The 18690-nt window shown below is 70.6% G+C and carries 12 protein-coding genes; 4 read left to right on the forward strand and 8 right to left on the reverse strand.

Translation table 11 applies throughout. The annotated features are described in order from the left end of the window. Positions 1-15: 15 nt before the first annotated feature. The 7 genes from ACFKCF_RS39655 to ACFKCF_RS39685 all read right to left on the reverse strand — a co-directional run bounded on the left by ACFKCF_RS39655 (position 16) and on the right by ACFKCF_RS39685 (position 13055). Positions 16-1716 (reverse strand): CBM35 domain-containing protein, encoded by a 1701-nt coding sequence (locus ACFKCF_RS39655; RefSeq protein ID WP_394500461.1) that lies wholly within the window; start codon positions 1714-1716, stop codon positions 16-18. Then, positions 1713-3845 (reverse strand): discoidin domain-containing protein, encoded by a 2133-nt coding sequence (locus tag ACFKCF_RS39660; protein ID WP_394500462.1) that lies wholly within the window; start codon positions 3843-3845, stop codon positions 1713-1715. The genes ACFKCF_RS39655 and ACFKCF_RS39660 overlap by 4 nt, the downstream gene beginning before the upstream one ends. 10 nt (positions 3846-3855) lie before the next feature. Continuing rightward, positions 3856-5796: a glycoside hydrolase family 28 protein gene (locus tag ACFKCF_RS39665; protein ID WP_394500463.1), complete on the reverse strand. Its 1941-nt coding sequence runs from the start codon at positions 5794-5796 to the stop codon at positions 3856-3858. Continuing rightward, on the reverse strand, positions 5793-7619 hold the full coding sequence (locus ACFKCF_RS39670) for a glycosyl hydrolase family 28 protein (RefSeq protein ID WP_394500464.1): 1827 nt from the start codon (positions 7617-7619) through the stop codon (positions 5793-5795). Before ACFKCF_RS39670 ends, ACFKCF_RS39665 begins: the two co-directional genes overlap by 4 nt. Further along, positions 7616-8785, reverse strand: coding sequence for a CBM35 domain-containing protein (locus ACFKCF_RS39675; RefSeq protein ID WP_394500465.1), 1170 nt, complete (start codon positions 8783-8785; stop codon positions 7616-7618). The genes ACFKCF_RS39670 and ACFKCF_RS39675 overlap by 4 nt, the downstream gene beginning before the upstream one ends. After that, positions 8782-10575 (reverse strand): glycosyl hydrolase family 28 protein, encoded by a 1794-nt coding sequence (locus tag ACFKCF_RS39680; protein ID WP_394500466.1) that lies wholly within the window; start codon positions 10573-10575, stop codon positions 8782-8784. Before ACFKCF_RS39680 ends, ACFKCF_RS39675 begins: the two co-directional genes overlap by 4 nt. Before the next feature lie 65 nt (positions 10576-10640). Further along, on the reverse strand, positions 10641-13055 hold the full coding sequence (locus tag ACFKCF_RS39685) for a PQQ-dependent sugar dehydrogenase (protein WP_394500467.1): 2415 nt from the start codon (positions 13053-13055) through the stop codon (positions 10641-10643). A gap of 281 nt (positions 13056-13336) precedes the next feature. On the opposite strand from ACFKCF_RS39685, the gene ACFKCF_RS39690 reads away from it, so the two are divergent. From ACFKCF_RS39690 to ACFKCF_RS39705, 4 genes are all read left to right on the forward strand, one after another. Beyond that, positions 13337-14887, forward strand: coding sequence for a glycoside hydrolase family 88 protein (locus ACFKCF_RS39690; protein ID WP_394500468.1), 1551 nt, complete (start codon positions 13337-13339; stop codon positions 14885-14887). Between the two features lie 51 nt (positions 14888-14938). Further along, entirely contained in the window at positions 14939-15712 is a 774-nt protein-coding gene (locus tag ACFKCF_RS39695; protein WP_394500469.1) for a C39 family peptidase, read from the forward strand. A gap of 23 nt (positions 15713-15735) precedes the next feature. Then, complete coding sequence (locus tag ACFKCF_RS39700) at positions 15736-17229, forward strand: BTAD domain-containing putative transcriptional regulator (protein WP_394500470.1); 1494 nt, start codon at positions 15736-15738, stop codon at positions 17227-17229. A 308-nt stretch (positions 17230-17537) separates the two neighbouring features. Next, the gene (locus ACFKCF_RS39705) at positions 17538-18089 is read left to right on the forward strand and encodes a hypothetical protein (RefSeq protein ID WP_394500471.1); all 552 of its coding nucleotides are present in this window, start codon (positions 17538-17540) and stop codon (positions 18087-18089) included. A 63-nt stretch (positions 18090-18152) separates the two neighbouring features. Here the strand turns inward: ACFKCF_RS39705 and ACFKCF_RS39710 are convergent. Beyond that, positions 18153-18690, reverse strand: a 538-nt coding sequence (locus ACFKCF_RS39710) for an ArsR/SmtB family transcription factor (RefSeq protein ID WP_394500472.1), incomplete at its 5' end; no start/stop codon positions are given.

Raw genomic sequence — 18690 nt, forward strand, 5'->3', positions numbered from 1 at the left:
CGATCGGAAGAGGTCTCAGGAGACGTCGAGGTAGTCGACGTTGGGTCCGCCGTTGGCGGTGGTGCCCGTCAGGCGGACCGTGTTGGCCCCGGCGTTCAGCGACACCGTCAACGCGGCGTCCGCCCAGGTGTCCCAGTTGCCCGTGCCGGGGAAGTCGCGGGTCTGGACGGCGGCGCCGTTGACCGCGACGCTCATCGGCCGGTTCACCGAGGTGCCGTTGGCGTACCGGATGGTGACGGTGCGCGAGCCGGCCTCGGCGGCGTTCACGGCGAACTCCACGTACGAGCCGGCCACGTTGTCGGCGTTGACGAACCCGGTGCCGGAGAAGCCGGAGTGGTTCGCCTCGGCCGCGCCCTGCGAGATCGTCGCGTTCTCGGCCTCGTAACGGGTCGCGGCGGCGGCCGGCCGGGCGCGGATGAGGCGGGTCTCCCCGGGGCGCAGGGTGGCGCTGTAGGAGGAGGCGACTGTGCCCTCGGAGGCGCCCGACCACAGGTTCGTGACGGCGGCCGGGCCGGTGAAGCCGGCCTGCGCCCAGGTGACGCTCACCGTGGAGTTGCCCGACGTGCCGGTGTTGTAGAGCGCGACGATGTAGTCGCCGTTGGCCTCCCGCTTGCGCCACACCTGGTTGACGCCGCTGTTAACGACGCGCTGGGCGGCCACGCCGTCCTGATTGACCGCGATGAGCCGCTCGTTCTTCAGCATCGCCAGGTCGACCGAGGTGAGCGCGGTCAGGTCGGTGCCGAGCAGCAGCGGGCTCGCGGCCATCGCCCAGTGCGTCATGTGCGAGCGGCGCTGGTCGGCGGTGAGCCCGACCTGGTCGCCGTTGCCGATCTGCAGCGAGTCGTAGTCGTTCCAGCCGCCCGGACCGGCGTACTGCTGCCAGGAGGCGGCCGAGTTGAACCGGCTGACGACGTGCGACCAGTCGGTGAGCGGGTAGCCGCTGCCGTTCGGGCCGGAGCCGCAGTAGCACTCGACGTCGCCCTGGGTGCGCCAGCTGTTGGCCAGCCGCTTCCAGGTGGTGGCCTGGGCGATCGGCAGGTTGTTGGAGAGCGCGAAGTTGATCGGCCGGCCGGTCTGGCGCAGCGCCTTGTCCCAGGCCTCCACGTCCGCGACCGTGGACGCGTCCACGCCGTCGATCTTGAGGTAGTCCACGCCCCACGAGGCCATCTGGTCGGCCCACGAGTCGATGAACGCCTGCGCGCCCGGATGGGAGTACTTGAGCCGGTACATGTTCTTGCAGTTGTAGTTCTTGTGGGTCTGCGAGGTGTCCGCGATGTCCTGCGCGTGGTACGACGTGCCCTCGATCGGCTTGTTGGCGGTGACGGCGTTCTTCGCGATGCCCGGGGTGACGTAGAAGCCGAACTTCAGCCCCTTGGCGTGCACGTAGTCGGCCAGCGCCTTGATCCCGGACGGGAACTTGGCGGTGTCGACCGCCCAGCGCCCGTAGTCGTCGACGACGAAGCCGTTGGAGTCGCACTTCTGGTAGAAGTCGTCGAGGTTGACGTGGACGTAGCCCTTGTCGGCAAGGCCGCTGCTGACCAGCGCGTCCGCCTGGGCCCTCATCTTGGTCTCGTCAGGCCAGCGGCGGACGAAGCTCCAGCTGCTCCAGCCCATCGCGGGCCTGATCGACAGCCCGTTGTCCGAGGCGGCGGCCGGAGCCGCGGGCACGGTCAGGCACGTGGCGGCCAGCGCCAGCGCCGCGAACATCGCTTTCATGAGCCGCCTCCGGTCGTGACGTCGATGTAGTCGAGGTTCGGGTTGCCGCCGTCGGTCGTCGCGGTCACCCGCAGCGTGTTGGCCCCGGCGTTGAGCGGGACGGTGAACGTGTCGGTCGCCCAGGTGGTCCAGGCGCCGGTGCCGGGGTAGTCGCGGTTCTGGGCGGCGCCGCCGTTCACGGTGACGGCCGCCGGGCGGGCGGTCGTCGTCCCGTTGGCGTGGCGCAGCGCGATCGTGGCGGTTCCGGCCGCCGGCGCGTTGATCGTCCACTCGGTGTAGGAGCCGGTGACGTTGTCGCCGTTGACGAAGCCGGCGCCGGAGTAGCCCGCGTGGTTGGACTCGACGGCGCCCTGGGAGATCGTCGCGTTCTCGGCCTCGTAGCGGGTGGCGGTGGAGCCGCCGCCGCCCGCGTACTGGCCGCCGACCCATGCCTCGTCCACCCGCCAGCGGGCGACGCCGTGGTGCCCGGTCTTGGAGAGCCGGACGTAGCGGGCGGTGACCGCGTTCAGGTCGATGAACTGGACGCCGCGGGCGTTCGGCACGGTCCCCGTCTTGATCGCGCTCCCCCAGGTCGAGCCGTCGTTGCTGACGTGCACCTGGTAGCCGGAGATCCGCGCCGACCCGGACGACGGGTAGACGGTGGAGTCCTCCCGCTGGTTGAAGGCCAGGTACTGGATCGGCTTGGCGGACCCCAGGTCGAAGGTGAGTCGCGCGGGCTCGGCGGCGTCGCTGTCCCAGTAGGTCAGGTAGTTCCCGTCGCCCGCCGCCACCGCGCCGTGGCCGCCGGTGGACGAGCTCGCCGAGAGCGTGACGCCGGTGTGGATGCCCTGACGGCCGCTGGTGACGACCTTGAAGACGGTGTCGTACTGGTCCCAGCCGGAGATCCCGCTGAGCGTCAGCGTGCCGCCCGACTGCGTGAACGCGACCGGCGCGCCCGTGCGCAGGTTCGTCACCGCGCTGACCCGGTAGCCGTTGTCGCGCAGCGACAGCGTGCTGCCGGACGGCGGCGTGATCACGTGGACGTAGTGCCGGTCGGGGTCGTTCCTGGCGACGGTGGTCACGCCGTGCGCGCCGTTGTTCCAGAAGCCGGGCTTGAGCCCGCCGAACATGTAGCCGCCGCCTTCCGTGCCGCCGAGCGACTCCCAGATGGCCGACAGGTACGTGTTCGCGAAGGTGTTGAAGTCGGCCTGCTGGGCCGGGAAGCGGCCGTTGACCATGGGCGTCTCGGCCATCAGCGCCTTGACCGACGACCCCGCGTTCGTGATGAGCCGGCCGAGCGTGAGCTTGCGGTCCACGGCCTGGTCGGAGCCGCCGTACCACCAGGGGCCGCCGGTGGGCAGCTTGAAGTCGGCCTCGATCAGCCGGGGCAGCGCCGTGTAGACCGCCTGCGGGTAGTCGTACGACGGCGTCATGCCGGTCTTCTGCTCGTTGCTGATCATGTCCATGATCGGCGTGTCTTCGTTGTTGTTCGAGATCGTCATGTCGGGGCGCTGCTGGTAGATCTTGGCGTAGAGGTCGTTGCGCTCCCAGTAGGCGTTGTCGTTGTCGATCCAGAACCCGGCGAGCTTGGGATAGCGCTGCATCTGCTCGAAGAACTGCAGGTAGCTGAACTCGCCGAACCCGTCGCGGGTGGTCAGGTCCACGTCGTGGCCGACGTAGGCGGAGAAGGCCGAGGAGTTGAGCCACGACCCCGACGACAGGCCCTCGTCGTGCCACTGCGGGTCGTCGGTCATGTAGTGGATGACCTTCAGGCCCTGCGCGTCGGCGGCGTCGATCAGCTCGCCGAGGAAATCGCGCGTGGTGCGGCAGGAGCCCGGGATCGCCGACGGGTACGGCCGGGCGTAGCCGAGCCGGCTGTGGAAGGTGGCCAGCACGATGTACTGGGCGTGCAGCTTCTTGGCCTCGTTCACCCAGTAGGAGGCGCTCCAGCCGCCGTTGGTGACGTCGGCCTCCCACGCGCTGCAACTGGTGTGCTGCGGCGAGGTCCGCTCGCCCCAGTGCAGGAAGAGGCCGGCGATCGAGTTGCGCAGGAACGCCTGGCGCGGGTGTTGCAGGTCGGCCCGCGCCGGGGCGGCGGTGAGCAGGCCGAGCAGGAGCGCGAAGACGGCGAGCGTCGCCGTGCGTCTCATGGTGCGCCTCCTAGGATCCGGGGTTGAACGCGGGGTCACTGCTGATGGCCACCCGGTCCAGGCGGGCGCCGTCCTCGCGGTAGGCGAAGGTGATCGTGCGCGCTCCGGCCGCCAGGTCGTACGTGACGGGCAGCTTGGCCCAGTGCCAGGAGGTGCCGATCGGGAGGTTGTTCCAGTTCGTCCACGAGCCGGTGCCCGAGCGCACCCAGAAGGAGTCGTCGCCGTCGTCGGCGGCGATCACGCGGGCCCACACGGCGAACGTGCCGTCGTGCTCGACCGTGAACGGGATCGTCGTCCAGCCCGTGGAGGGCGCGCTGGACTTGCTGTTGTTGCCGGCGGCGACGGTCACGTACGAGCCGCCGGACGCGGCACTGTCGGCGGCCACCTGCATGGGGGCGGTGACCGTGCCCGCCTCCGCCTCGGCGTACAGGCTGTCGGGGGTGCCGGGGACGGGCGTGGAGTTGGTGGCGCGCACGCGCAGCGCGCCACCGGAGGTGTCGGCGCCGTCGCGCACGGCGTAGCCGCTGACGCCGCTGAACCCGACATCGTAGGCGCTGCCGCTGCCGCGCTGCGCGATCACGCCGTTCAGCTGCACGTTGGAGGCGTCGTCGGCGATCAGGTAGGGCCGGTTGTCGTTGTCGTCGAAGCGGGTCTCGCCGTTGAGCGTGATGCCGGTGGCGTGCCTGATCCAGTAGCCGTACGAGGGGCGGGCGCCGTAGTCGCGCGGCGGGTAGGTGGTGAGGAACTCGCCGGGCACCCGGCCGGCCTCGGAGGCGGGGTGGCCGCCGGGGACGGTCAGGTCGACGTTCTGGAACGTGATGCCGGGGCCGAGGTCCACGGACGGCGTGCCGGTCAGCGTGCTGGTGTAGTCGGAGGCGCCCACCGTGCCGGTGACCACGGGCGCGGTCAGGTTGGTCCCGGTCACGTTCGAGATCGTGATATTTCGGATCCGTCCGGCGGGCGGCGAGCCGGGGCAGCGCTTCCGCTCACCGATCTTGAAGAAGAACGGCGACGTGGTCTTGGTGAGCGTCACGTTGTCGTAGTGGACGTCCTCGATGATCGCGCCGTCCATGGACACGATGCCGATGCCGGCCTTGCCCGCGCCCAGCACGGTGATGTTCTCGAACCGGAAGTCGCGGAAGCTCCCGCAGGTCTCCGACCCGAACTGCAGCGCGTTGTTCTCGTGCGAGTAGACGGTGGTGTCGCGCACGCGGACGTTCTGGCTGGTGTAGGTGTGGCCGAGCGCGTAGTCGCTCTTGAACACCAGGGCGTCGTCGCTGGCCTCGATACGGCTGTCGGTGACGGTGACGTTCCAGCTGTTGATCAGGTTGATGCCGTCGCGCACGCCGCTGCTGGAGTGGATCGTCTTGAGGTTGTCGATCGTGACGTCGTGGCAGCCGTTGATCAGGGCGGCGAAGTGGCCGCCGCGCCGGAAGGTGACGCCTTCGAGGCTGATGTTCGAGCACTCGGTGAGGGTCAGCGCCTTGTCGGCCTGGCCGGAGGACGGGTTGCCGGTGATGAGGTTGCCGTCGCCGTCGATCGTGCCGGTGCCGGTGATGTGGAAGTCGGTGAGGCCGCTGCCCCACATGAGCGAGTTGTGGAAGTGGCTGTGGCCGTAGTCCTGGTAGTCGTCGTCGGGGTTGGACTCGGCGGCGTCCATGCCGCTGCTCGCGGCCAGGAGGGTCGCGCCGGAGTCGAGCCTGAGCGTGACGTTGGACTTCAGGTGGATGGTGCGGGCCCGGTAGCGGCCGGAGGGGAAGACGACGGTGCCGCCGGGGGCCGCGCTCGCGGCGTTGATGGCGCGGTCGATGGCGTCGTCGTCGTTGGTCGAGCCGTTCCCGGTGGCGCCGTAGTCGCGCACATTGAACTCGGCGAGCGCGTGCGCCGGGAGGGGGGCGGCTCCGAACAGGGCGAGGGCGCATACCAGCAGGGCTCGGGCGAGCGGTTTCATGGCTGGAGCTCCACGTAGTCGAGATTGGGCAGGCCGCCGGCGGTGGTGGCGGTGAGCCGGACGGCGTTGGCGCCGGAGACGAGGGGCACGGTCACGGACGCGGACACCCAGGTGCTCCAGGAGCCGGTGCCGGCGGCGTTCACGGCGGATCCGGCGGCGCTCCCGTTGACGGTGACCGCGAACGGCCGGTTGGTGCTCGTGCCGTTGGCGTACCTGACCGTGAGGGCCCTGCTGCCGGCCGCCGCCGCGCTCACCGCGAACTCGACGTAGGCACCGGCCACGTTGTCGGTGTTGACGAAGCCGGCGCCGGAGTACCCGGCGTGGTTGGACTCGACGGCGCCTTGGTGGATCGTCGCGTTCTCGGCCTCGTAGCGGGCTCCCGCCGTGTTCGAGATGTCCTTGCCGTTGACGAGGACGCCGGACAGGACGAGGTTGTCGACGTTCGACGCGGTCGGCGTGGCCGTCGTGATGCCGGTGAACGTGCTGTTGGAGATCGTGACGTTCCTGATGTGGTCGGTCGGGCGGCCGTCCAGGTCGTACGCCAGCGCCGCGCCGTCGATCGTCAGGCCGTCGGCGGTGAAGTTCTGCACGACCGGCGGCAGGGAGCCCGAGGTCTCGTAGTTGAGCGTGACGTAGAGGGCGCTGCGCTCCAGGTCGTGGCCGGTGATGCGGCGCAGGTGCACGCCGTCCACGAAGCCGCCGCGGTTGAAGCTGGTCTTGACGTAGAGGGCGTACTTGACCGGGTAGCGGCCGGGGAAGTCGGGCGCGTTGCACTCGCAGTCCTCGGCGAACACGTCGCGGACCCCGCCGGACATCTCGCTGCCGATGGTCACGCCGCCCCACCGGCCGCTGAACTTGCAGTTCTGGATCACGATGTTCTGCGAGGGGCGGTTCACCCGGCGGCCGTCGCGGTCGCGGCCCGACTTGACGGGTACGCAGTCGTCGTTGGTGTCGAACTTGCAGCCGGCGATCAGCACGTCGGTGCACGAGTCGGGGTCGCAGCCGTCACCCTGCGAGTTGGTGGAGTAGAAGGTGACGTTCCGGACGGTGACGTTCGTGCAGTAGACCGGGTGCAGGCTCCACATCGCCGGGTTGCGCAGGTTGACGCCCTCGACGAGCACCGCCGTGCAGTTGTAGAGGCCGATCATGTTGGGCCGCAGCTTGTGGCCGCTGCCGAACTGGCGCTGCGCCACCGGATGGTCGCTCGCGCCCCAGGACCGGAGCTGGTCGCGGTCCGCGCCACCGCTCCCCCACGACGACCAGTCGCCGGCGGGCGCGTTGCCGTCGATCGTGCCCGTGCCCGTGATGGCGACGTCGGTCTGGCCGTTGGCGTAGATGAAGGGCGAGTAGTTGTAGCACTCGATGCCCTCCCAGCGGGTGAACACCGTCGGCAGGTAGGAGCCGGGGTCCGTACGGAACCTGATGGTGCCGTTCACCTGGAGGTTGACGTTCGACAGCAGGTGGATCCCGCCGGTGCGGAACGTCCCTGACGGCACCACCACGCGGCCGCCGCCCGCCGCGTTGCACGCGGCGATGGCGTCGCGGAACGCGGCCGTGCAGTCGGTGGAGTTGTCCGGCTTGGCGCCGTAATCGGTGATCGGGAACGTGCGGTCGGGGAAGGTCGGCGGGACGATCCTGGCGAGGATCTCGGGCACCCGGTCCCACGGCGACGCGGCCATGGTGGCACCGGCTGTGGTGACTGTGGCTTTGCTGGCTGTGGCTTTGATGGCCGGGCCCGCCGCATGGGCCGTGCCGGTGCCGCCGAGTAGGGCGCCGCCCGCGACGCCGCCGGCTTTGAGCAGGTCGCGCCGGGAGATCCTCACTGGACCACCTCCAGGTAGTCGAGGTTCGGGCAGCCGCCCGCCGTGGCGGCGGTGAGGCGGATGGTGTTGGCCCCGGCGGCCAGGTCGGCCACCACGCTCCGGGACGTCCACGTGGTCCAGGCGCCGGTGGCGGGGAAGGACAGGCCGGAGGCCACGACCCGGCCGTTGACGGCCAGGTCCACGGGGCGGTCGGCGCCCGTGCCGTTGGCGTACCGGACGGTCAGCGTGGCGGGGCCGGCCGCGGCGGCGGTGTGCCGCCACTCCACGTGGGCGCCCGCCACGTTGTCGGTGTTGACGAACCCGGCGCCCGAGAACCCCGCGTGGTTCGACTCCACGACGCCCTGCGAGATCGTCGCGTTCTCCGCCTCCAGCCGGGTGGCGGTGGCCTGCACCTGCTTGTACGCGCGCATGTCGCGCAGCAGCAGGTAGCAGTTCTGCAGCGAGCCGGAGGTGTCGCCGAGCGAGCGGTAGATGCCCCACTTGGGGCGGACCCGGTCGCCGAGGAAGGTGTCGCCGGTCTTGGTGGCGTCCACGAGCGTGGTGCCGCCGCTGCGCAGCACCCACCGCACCGAGCCCGAGCCGCCGTCGCCGATCTTGATCTCGTACTCGGCGTCGATCCACTTGTCGTGCAGCGGCTCGAGCTCGGTGCGCCCCACCAGGGTGTCGGATTCGAAGATCTTGTGCTCGATGGTCTGGACGCCGTTCACGCGGCGCAGCGACGTGACGGTGATCGGGCTGGTGCCGGTGCCCGGCATCTTGGTCTGGCTGATGTGGGTGAAGGTCGTGGTCGCCTTCAGCGAGCTCGGGATGTACATCGAGTACGTGACGCGCCAAATCTCCCCGGTCAGCCAGCGCAGGTAGCCGTCCGGGTTCCGGTTGCCGGTGACCTCCTGGCGCTGCCGGTCCGTCGACGTGTCGCGGTCGGCGGTGTGCATGTTGAAGCGGAAGGCGTCGCCCTCGACGTAGATGTGGGGCTGACCCGCCGGATGCGAGTCGGCGCGGTCGTCCTCCAGCGTCTCGAACGCGCGCAGGCCGACGGCGGCCGGGTCGGGCGCCCACATGAGCTTCCAGGCGGGGGCGGCGGCCGAGGCGGGCCTGGCGGGCAGGGCGGGGGCGAGGAACGCGGCCCCCACCAGGGCGCCGAGCTGGCGACGGGTCACGCTCATCGGACCTCCAGGTAGTCGAGGTTGGGGCCGCCGTTCGCGGTGGTGGCGGTCGCCCTGACGGTGTTGGCGCCGGCCGCCAGCTGGGCGGAGACGGTCGTGGACTGCCAGGTGGTCCAGGCGCCCGTGCCGGTGAAGGGTTTGGCCGCCGCCACGACCGCGCCGTTGACCGCGATGTCCATCGCCCGGTTGGCGGTGGTGCCGTTGGCGTAGCGCAGGGTGAGCGTCGCCGTCCCCGCCGCGGCGGCGTTCACGGTGAACTCCACGTACGAGCCGGCCGCGTTGTCGTAGTTCACGAACCCGGTGCCGGAGAAGCCGGCGTGGTTGGACTCGACCGCGCCCTGCGAGATCGTCGCGTTCTCGGCCTCGTACCGGTTGCCCGGCGGCGATCCCCCGTACAGGACGCCGTTGATGCGCACGTCGCGCAGCACGACGTTGTCGGCGTTGGAGAGCTGGGGGGCCGGGGTGTCGATCTGCGTGAAGGTGCTGTTGGCGATCGTGACGTTGCGGATGTGGCTGGCGGCGGAGCCCGCCAGCTTGATCGCGAACGGCGAGCCGGCGATGTTGAGCCCGTCCACGGTGATGTTCTGGATGACCGGGTTGACGATCGGGCCGTTGCCGGGGCCGGTCAGGCTGTAGTTCATGTCGATGTAGAAGCCGCCCCGGTCGCACGGGCCGCCCGTCAGGTTGCGGACGTGCACGCCGTCCACCGTCCCGCCGCGCCGGTTGTTGGTCTTCAGGTAGAGGGCGTAGAACGAGTGGTAACCGGCGCCGGCCAGGATGCGGTTGTTCTCGGCGAAGACGTTGCGGACGCCGCCGGACATCTCGCTGCCGACCGTGATCGCGCCCCAGCGGCCGTAGTAGGTGTTGTCGCGGATGACGATGTCGGTGGACGGCACCCCCACGCGGCGGCCGTCGGTGTCCCGGCCCGACTTGATGACGGTGCCGTCGTCGCCGGTGTCGAACGTGCAGCCCTCGATGAGCACGTCCGAGGAGGATTCGGGATCGACGCCGTCCACCATCGCGCCCCGGCTATAGATTTTGACTCGCCTGATCGTGATATTTCGGGATAAGACGGGGTGGATGGTCCACATCGCGGGGTTACGGATGTCCAGGTCCTCGACGAGGATGTTCCGGCAGCCGTAGAACTGGATCAGGTTCGGCTTGAGGAAGTGGCCGTCGCCGAACTGCCGCTGCTCCACCGGCACGCCGTCCACGGCCTGCTGCTGCAACCGGTCCCAGTCCGGGCCGCGCTGGTCGTCGAAGCCGAACCAGGGCCCGGCCGCCGCGTTCCCGTCGATCGCGCCGGTGCCGGTCAGGGCGAGGTCGGTCTGGTTCCTGGCGTAGATGAAGGGCGAGTAGTTGTAGCACTCGATCCCCTGCCAGCGGGTGAACACCGTCGGCAGGTACGAGCCCGCGTCCGATCTGAACCGGATCGTGCCGCCCGCCTCGACGTGCAGCCGCACGCCGGACAGCAGGTGGATCTTGCCGGTGCGGAACTTGCCGGTGCCGGGCACGAGCACCGTGCCGCCGCCCGCCGCGTTGCAGGCCGCGATGGCGGAGCGGAAGGCGGCCGTGCAGTCGGTGGAGTTGTCCGGCTTGGCGCCGTAATCGGTGATCGGGAACGTGCGGTCGGGGAAGGTCGGCGGCACGATCCTGGCCAGGATCGCGGGCACCTGGTCCCACGGGGAGTCGAGCGGCTGGGCCGTGGCGGGCGCCGGCGGCAGCATGGCGCCCGCCTGCACGGGGACGAGCAGCGCTCCTTTGAGCACGGCCCTTCTGGAGGGATGCATCGCAGGCTCCGGGGGGTGGATCCGGCGACCGCGCGATGGCGCGGCCGCCGGCGATGAGGGGGTGACTACTGGATGGCGGAGCGGCGGATGGTGTCGGCCGAGCCGTCGCCGTTGTTGTCGGAGTTGGTGGAGCCGAACCAGATGGCGTTGGCGCCGGGCACCTTCTCGACCGCGCGGAGCCTGCCGTACGTGCCGTTGAAGTACGAGTTGACCGTCGAGACGTTCTCGCCGTTCAGCACGATGCGCCACAGCCGCTGGCCGCGCAGCGCCGCCATGAAGACCGTGTTGTTGACGATGGCGATGCCGCTCGGCGAGGCCTCGGCGACGCCCCAGGTGTACTTCGGGTTCGTCATGCCCGACGTGCTGCAGGTGCCCTCGCAGGTGGGCCAGCCGTAGTTCTTGCCCGGCTGGATGAGGTTGAGCTCGTCACGCGAGGAGTTGCCCAGCTCCGACGACCACAACCGGCCGGCCGAGTCCCAGGCCAGGCCCTGCGGGTTGCGGTGGCCGTAGCTGTAGACGCGGGTGCCGAACGGGTTGCCGGGCGCGGCGGCGCCGGTCTTGGTGATGCGCAGGATCTTGCCGTTGAGCGAGTCGAGGTCGGGGGCGTTGCCCGACTGCTGCGCGTCGCCGGTGGTGACGTACAGGTAGCCGTCGGGGCCGAACCTGATGCGCCCGCCGTTGTGGTACCGGTTCTTGTCGATGCCCTGCAGGATGGTGGCGTATCCGCTGAGCGCGGTGCCGTTGAAGTTCATCTTCGCGACCCGGTTGCCCTCGGAGGCGGTGTGCATGAAGAACACCTCCTGGTCGCTCGTGCCGTTCCAGGTGGGCGAGAAGTCCAGGCCCATCAGGCCGCCCTCGCCGTTGGTGGTCTGCACGTTGGGCACGGTGCCGACCTGCGTCTTGGTGCCCGACGAGGTGATCTTGAACACCTTGAACGTGTCGCGCTCTGTCACCAGCGCGTACGTGCCGTCGGGCGCCCAGGAGATGTCCCACGGCACGTCCCAGCCGCCGGCGATGCTGGTCGGCGTCTGCGGCACGGTGCCGCAGCTCCCCGTCGTGAACGACGCGGACGGCGCGCTCGGCGTGGAGAGCTGATTGGCCGTGTCACGCGCGACCACGTGCACCTGGTACGTGCGCGCGCATTCGAGCGGCACGCTGGCCGTCGTGGCCGGCGGGGTGCCGGTCACCGTGGCGAGCACGGCGTTGGTGGCGTTGTCGCGCACGAGGTAGGCCCGCACGCCGTTGTCGTCGGTGGAGGCGCCCCAGGTCACGGTGGCGGAGGCGGACTGCACGCCGCTGACGGCGGGCTGCCCCGGCTGCGACGGCGGGTCGTCGGCGGGCGCGGGCAGCGTCCGGCAGTTCGCCTCGGGGCTGCTCAGCGACACGTTGCCGGAGGCGTCGCGGGCGAAGACCGACAGCTGGTAGGCGAAGTTCGGGTTGAGCCCGGTCAGCCGGTACGGCGGCGCCGTCGCGGTCGCGATCTGCTGGCCCTGGTGGTAGATGTCGTAGGCCACCACGCCAATGTTGTCGGTGGACGGCGGCCAGTCCAGGGTCAGGGCGTTGTGCGTGATGTCGGAGCACGTCGGCTGGCCCGGCGAGGTCGGCTTCTCGGTGTCTCCGGGGCCGGTGACCCGCAGCCGGTCGAGGTTCGGGCCGCCGTTGGCCGTGGTGGCCGTGGCCCTGACCGTGTTGCCGCCCGCGTTGAGCGGCGCGTCCACGCTGATCTCCTGCCAGGTCGTCCAGGCGCCGGTGCCGGGGAAGGACCGGCCGGTGGCGACCGCAGTGCCGTTGACGGTGATGGTCATCGGCCGGTCGGTGGTGGTGCCGTTGGCGAAGCGGAAGGTCAGGCTCTGGGTGCCGGCGGCGGCCGCGCTGACGGCGAACTCGACGTACGAGCCGGTGACGTTGTCGTAGTTGACGAAGCCGGAGCCGGTGAATCCGGCGTGGTTGGACTCGACGACGCCCTGCGAGATCGTCGCGGACTCGGCCTGGTAGTCGGTGAAGTTCGACGACTGGACCTCGGCGTCGAGGTAGTCCCAGTTCGGGTTGCCGCCCGCGCCGGCGGCGGTGGCCCGGATCGTGTTCGCGCCGGCGGTGACCTGGGCGGTCAGCGTGATCGTGGCCCAGGTGGTCCAGGCGCCGGTGGCGGGGAAGGACCGGGCGGCGGCGACGGTCGTGCCGTTGACCGCGATGTCGCTGGGCCGGTCGGCGCCGGTGCCGTTGGCGTAGCGGAAGGCCAGCGTGGCCGTGCCCGCGGCGGGCGCGTTGATCGTCCATTGTGTGAAGGAGCCGGCGACGTTGTCCCCGTTGACGAAGCCGGTGCCGGAGTAGCCGGCATGGTTGGACTCGACGACTCCTTGGGAGATCGTCGCGTTCTCGGCTTCGTACCGGGTGGGCGCCGCGTCCGCGGGAAGGGCCGAGGCCATTCCCAGGGCGAGTAAGCAGGCGATGACGCAGGCCCGGGACTTGCTGAAGTTCATCGGGCGCTCCTGGCTGAGAGTGATGCCTGGTGTAAGGAAGGGGAGCTTTCCAAACGTTTGCCATAAACCATGAGGCCCGTCAATAGTTGGAACGATCCATTGCTTAGGAAAGTTTCCTAACTTTGCCGCATCGATACATCGGATGACATCGATCGGTAGACAGGGCGCCGCGCCGGGATGTATGCCTGAGATGCGCAAGGAGATCGGAGCCATCTGCCGCCGATCGTGCAGGACCGCACCGGTGGGCACGGCATCACAGCTCGTCAGACCCGGAGTGATACATGGGACGTCTTCGCGCCATCACCGCCGCGACACTCGGCGGCCTGTTATTCTTGCAACCGGTTGCGGTCAGCTCGGCCGCGGCGGCCACCCTCTACGAGGCCGAGGACGGGACGATCTCGCGGGGCGTCGTGGAGTCGAACCACGCCGGGTTCACCGGCTCGGGGTTCGTCAACTTCGACAACGTCGCCGGCTCCTCCGTCGAATTCTCCGTCAGCGCGGCGGCCGCCGGCCTCCAGGGCCTGACCTTCCGCTACGCCAACGGCACCGGCGCCGACCGGCCGATGACCGTCACCGCCGGCGGCACGAGCATCACCCTGTCCTTCCCCGGCACCGGCTCCTGGACCACCTGGCGGACCGTCACCGTACGGGTCACGCTGGCGGCGGGCGCGAACGCGGTCAAGGCCACGGCCACCACCGCCGACGGCGGCCCCAACCTCGACTCGCTGAGCGTGGACCCCTCCCCGACGGGCACCGACTGGTCCAGGGCGATGGTCGACTCGACGATGGCCCGCTTCTCCCCCGGCACGATCGGCGGCTGGAGCTACCCGCAGGGCCTCTACCTCTGGGGCCAGTACCTCGTCTACCAGCGCACCGGCGAGCCCCGCTACCTGCAGTACGTCAAGGACTGGGCCGACCGGTTCGTGGACTCCTCCGGCGGCATCTCCCAGAGCTTCAACAACCTCGACAGCATGCAGGCCGGCAACGTCCTGCTCGCCCTCTACCGCGAGACCGGGCAGGCCCGTTACCGCACGGCCGCGGCCAAGATCAGGACCCGGTTGAACACGTACCCGCGCACCTCCGACGGCGGCTGGTGGCACTCCACCTCCGCCTCCCGCGAGGGCCAGCTGTGGGGCGACGGTGTCTACATGGCCGACCCGTTCCTCGCCCGGTACGGCGCCTGGGTGGCGGCCGACTCCTTCACCGGCACCGAGCCGGCCAGGCAGCTCGAGATCTACTGGAGTCACCTGCGCCGCACGTCCGGCCAGGCCGCCGGGCTGCTGTACCACGCCTACGACGAGCCGGGCGGCCCCACCGCGTCCTGGGTCAAACCCTCGCTGGGCAACACGAACGGGATCTCCTGGTGCCGGGCGATGGGCTGGTTCGGGATGGCCGTGACCGACATCCTCGAGCTGATCCCGGCCGACCATCCCCGCCGGGCGGCGCTGATCGGCATCCTGCGCGAGCTCGTGCCCGCCTACGCCCGCTGGCAGGACCCGGCCACGGGCCGCTGGTGGCAGGTGGTCACCGAGCCGTCGAACCCGTCGAACTGGACGGAGACGTCGTGCTCGGCGATGTACACGTACACGATCTCGCGGGCGGTCGAGCGCGGGTATGTGGACGCCTCCTACCGCGCGAACGCCGAACGCGGCTACCAGGGGGTGCTCTCCCAGGTGTCGCTCGGCTCCGACGGGCGGACCAACCTCGTGGGCGTCAGCGAGGGCACCAACGCCAGTGACTCGCTCGGCTACTACTTCGGGCGGGCCCGGCCGGTCAACGACTTCCACGGGCTGGGGGCGTTCCTCATCATGAACGAACAACTGAGCCGCTGAAGTGTGTATTTTGGTCACTTCCGTATCGCCTGCAACACGGAGAGGGACCGCGTGCGTTCCGCCAGACTCGTCCTCGGCGCCGCCCTCGCCGCCTGTGTCCTGCCCCTCGCCGTTCCACCCGCCGCGGCCGCCGCCTCCGCAGCGCGGGTCGCCGGGTCCGCGACCGCACCCCTCGTCGCCGGGACCGCGACCGCACCCCTCGTCGCCAGGTCCGCGACCGCACCCCTCGTCGCCGGGTCCGCGACCGTGCTGCCGCCTGTCAGGGCGCAGCTCGCCGCACCGATCGCGACTTCGGTGGGGATCAAGGGGCAGGCGCAGCGGACCGGCTACTACTGCGCCCCGGCGTCCAGTTCGATCGTGCTGCGCGCGTTCGGCATCAAGCGCAGCCAGGACCAGCTGGCCGAGGAGATGAAGACGAGCGCCGAGGCCCGCTCGACCAAGCGGGAGTACGTGGTGAGCGTGCTCAACGCCTACCTCAGGCCGAAGGGCTACCAGTTCCGGCTCACGTACGCCAAGGACAACCCCGCCGCGCTGATGGCGCGGGTCTCCCAGGCGGTCGGCGTGCACGGGAAGCCCACGATCGTCGCGGTCCTCGGCAACCGGCTGCCGTGGAGCAGGAAGAAGCGCGACTTCGGCCACGCCATCGTCGCCTACGGCTACGACACCGCGCAGGGCACGATCACCGTCTGGGACCCGAACACGCGCCAGGGCGCCACAGGCACCCACGTGATCCCCGCCAAGGACCTCGCCGCCATCGTCTTCGACATCCCGCGCAGAGGGGTCGGCGGGATGTTCGAGCTGTCCAAGCCGCTCCTGGCGCGCTGACGACCGGCCCCTAGGATGAGTCCGTGGGGGTCGAGTTCGGGATCCTGGGCGAGGTCAGCGCGTGGGCGGACGGCCGGCCGATCAACCTCGGGCCCGCGCGGCAGCGCTGCGTGCTGGCGGCCCTCCTCGTCGACGCCAACCATCCCGTCTCCCTCGACCAGCTCACCGACCGCGTCTGGGGGGCCACCCCGCCGCAACGGGCCGCGGGCACGCTGCACACCTACCTGTCCCGCCTGCGCTCCGCCCTGTCCCCCGCCGAGAACATCCACCGCAGCACCGCCGGCTACCTGCTGCGGGTGCGGGAGGAGGCGGTGGACCTGCACCGGTTCCGCGCGCTGCTGGCCCGGGCGCGGGCGAGCGACGACCGGGAGGCTGACCGGCTGTACGGGGACGCGCTGGGCCTGTGGCGCGGCGAGCCGTTCGCCGACCTGGACACCCCCTGGCTGGCGGCCCTGCGCCACACCCTCCGGACCGAGCGCCTGTCCGCCCGGCTCGACCACCACGACGTCCAGCTCCGGCTGGGCCGGCACGCCGAACTGCTGCCTCAGCTGACCGTGCTCGCCGACCGCCACCCGCTCGACGAGCGCTTGGTCGGCCAGCTCATCCTCGCCCTCCACCGCAACGGCCGCCAGGCCGAGGCGCTCGACCGCTACGAGCGGACCCGCCACCGGCTGGCCGACGAGCTGGGCGCCGATCCCGGGCCCGACCTGCGGCGGCTGCACCTGCAGACCCTCAACGCCGAGACCACGCCCACCCCGCGCACCGCCCCGGTGCCCCGTCAGCTCCCTCCGCCGCCGCCGTCGTTCGCGGGACGCTCGCGCGAGCTGGCCGCCCTCGACCGGATCATGGCCGCGCCCGGGAACACGGTGGTGATCTCCGTCATCGGCGGCCCTGGCGGCGTCGGCAAGACCTGGCTCGCCCTGCACTGGGCACGCCGCAACCTGCCCCGCTTCCCCGACGGCCAGCTGTACGTGAACCTGCACGGCTCCGCCCCCACCAACGCACCCATGCCACCCGACACGGCGGCGCACGGCTCCGCCCCCACCAAAGCACCCATGCCACCCGACACGGCGGCGCACGACTTCGACCCCACCAAAGCACCCATGCCACCCGACACGGCGGCGCACGACTTCGACCCCACCGACGCACCGGTACCACCCGAGACGGCGGTGCACGGCTTCGACGTCTCCGGCACGCCCATGCCGTCCGAGACGGCGGTGCGGGGCTTCCTCGATGCTCTGGGTGTGGACGCCGCCGCGGTGCCCGTCGGCCTGGAGGCGCAGGCCGCGCTCTACCGCAGCCTGGTGGCGGGCAAGCGGATGCTGATCGTGCTCGACAACGCCCGCGACACCGACCAGGTGACCCCGCTGCTGCCCGGCAGCCCGTCCTGCGCGGTGCTGGTCACCAGCCGCCGCCAGCTGCCCGGCCTCATCACCGGCCACGGCGCCCGGCCGATCCCGCTCGACGCCTTCGACCCGGAGGAGGCCCGCCAGGCGGTCACCCGCCTGCCGGGCTAGGAACGGAGGCGAGCCGAGGGCGATCATCCCCCTGCCGGGCTAGGAACGGAGGCGAGCCGAGGGCGATCATCCCCCTGCCGGGCTAGGAACGGAGGCGAGCCGAGCCGGACACGGTGGCCGACCCTGCTCGACCGCTGCGGCGGGCTGCCGCCGGACCTGGGCATCGCCACGACCCGCGCCCGCCTGCATCCCGGATCCTTAGACGTTAATCGAAATGGAAAGGGCGGTCACTCAGCGCACGTTAGCTTGGCCGGGCATTGCCACCCATACGGAGGGAAACAGCTTTCATGGCAACATCGTTCGGCCGCATGACCCGTCCCGTCGGCCTCGGACTCGCCGTGGCGCTCGGTGCCACCCTGTCCTTCGGGATCGCCACGCAGGCGTCCGCCGCCACGGCGTCGACGGCCCAGAGCGTCGCCGAGCAGCGGGTGAAGGTCTACGAGCTGATGACGAAGGACGGCGGCTTCTTCTACACCAGCAACGAGGCGGAGAAGGAAAGCGCGATCACCAAGCACGGCTGGTCGTTGACCCAGACCCCGATGTACTACATCTCGCGCGGCCCCTTCCCCGGCGGCAAGCCGCTCTTCCGGCTCCGCTGGGCGAACAAGGCCTCCTACATCGTCACCGGCTCCGTCACGGAGCGGGAGTCGCTCGTGAGCTCTGGCAAGTTCCGCTACGAAGGCATTCTCGGGTACGCGCCCGCCGCGGCCTCCCCCGGCGAGACGGTGAAGATCTTCCGCCTGTCGAACAACAACAAGTGGCGCCTCGCCATCGACTCGCACACCCAGAAGATCCTGGCCAACGAGCCGGGCTGGAACCTCGACGGCCCGCTGCTCAACCAGTTCACCAAGGCCGGCTGAGCAGCAGCTCGCTGAACGGGGGCGCGCCGGATCGCGAGCGTACCCCCGTTCCCGTTGGACGATTCAGCGCAGGCAAAGCTCCAGGAGCACTCCCGCCCGAGGCGTGCGGTCGATCCACACCTCGCGGCCCCGCCGCTCACGGGCGATGAGCCGCGCCGCGACCAGCCGGTCACAGTGGAACGTCAGGCTGCTGGGCGGCAGGTTCATGCCGCCGGCCAGCATGGTCATGGTCATGGGCCGGTCGAGCGTACGCAGCAGCTCCGCCCGTACCGGCCCCACCAGCTCCGAGAGGTCGTCGCTGTCCGCACGCCACAGCCTCCCGGCCGCGGGAACCGGATATGCGATCCACACGGCCTCGGGGTCGTCCAGCCCGACGATCAGCGCGTCCTTGCCCGCCAGCATCGGCACGAGCACCAGCGACCGGTCCCCCAGCTCGTGGACACCGGCCGCGACCCCCTCGATGACCAGGCCCTTCTCGTCGCGGACGAGCCGCCCGGCGAGCGAGCCGAGCAGCGCGTCCGCGCCGCCGCGCACGCTCGCGACGCCCACCCGCGCGACCTCCCCGTCGAGGAGCGGGCGCGCCCTGCTCCACAGCGGCTCG

The sequence above is a fragment of the Nonomuraea sp. JJY05 genome (genome assembly GCF_043496855.1).
Taxonomy (GTDB): Bacteria; Actinomycetota; Actinomycetes; order Streptosporangiales; family Streptosporangiaceae; genus Nonomuraea.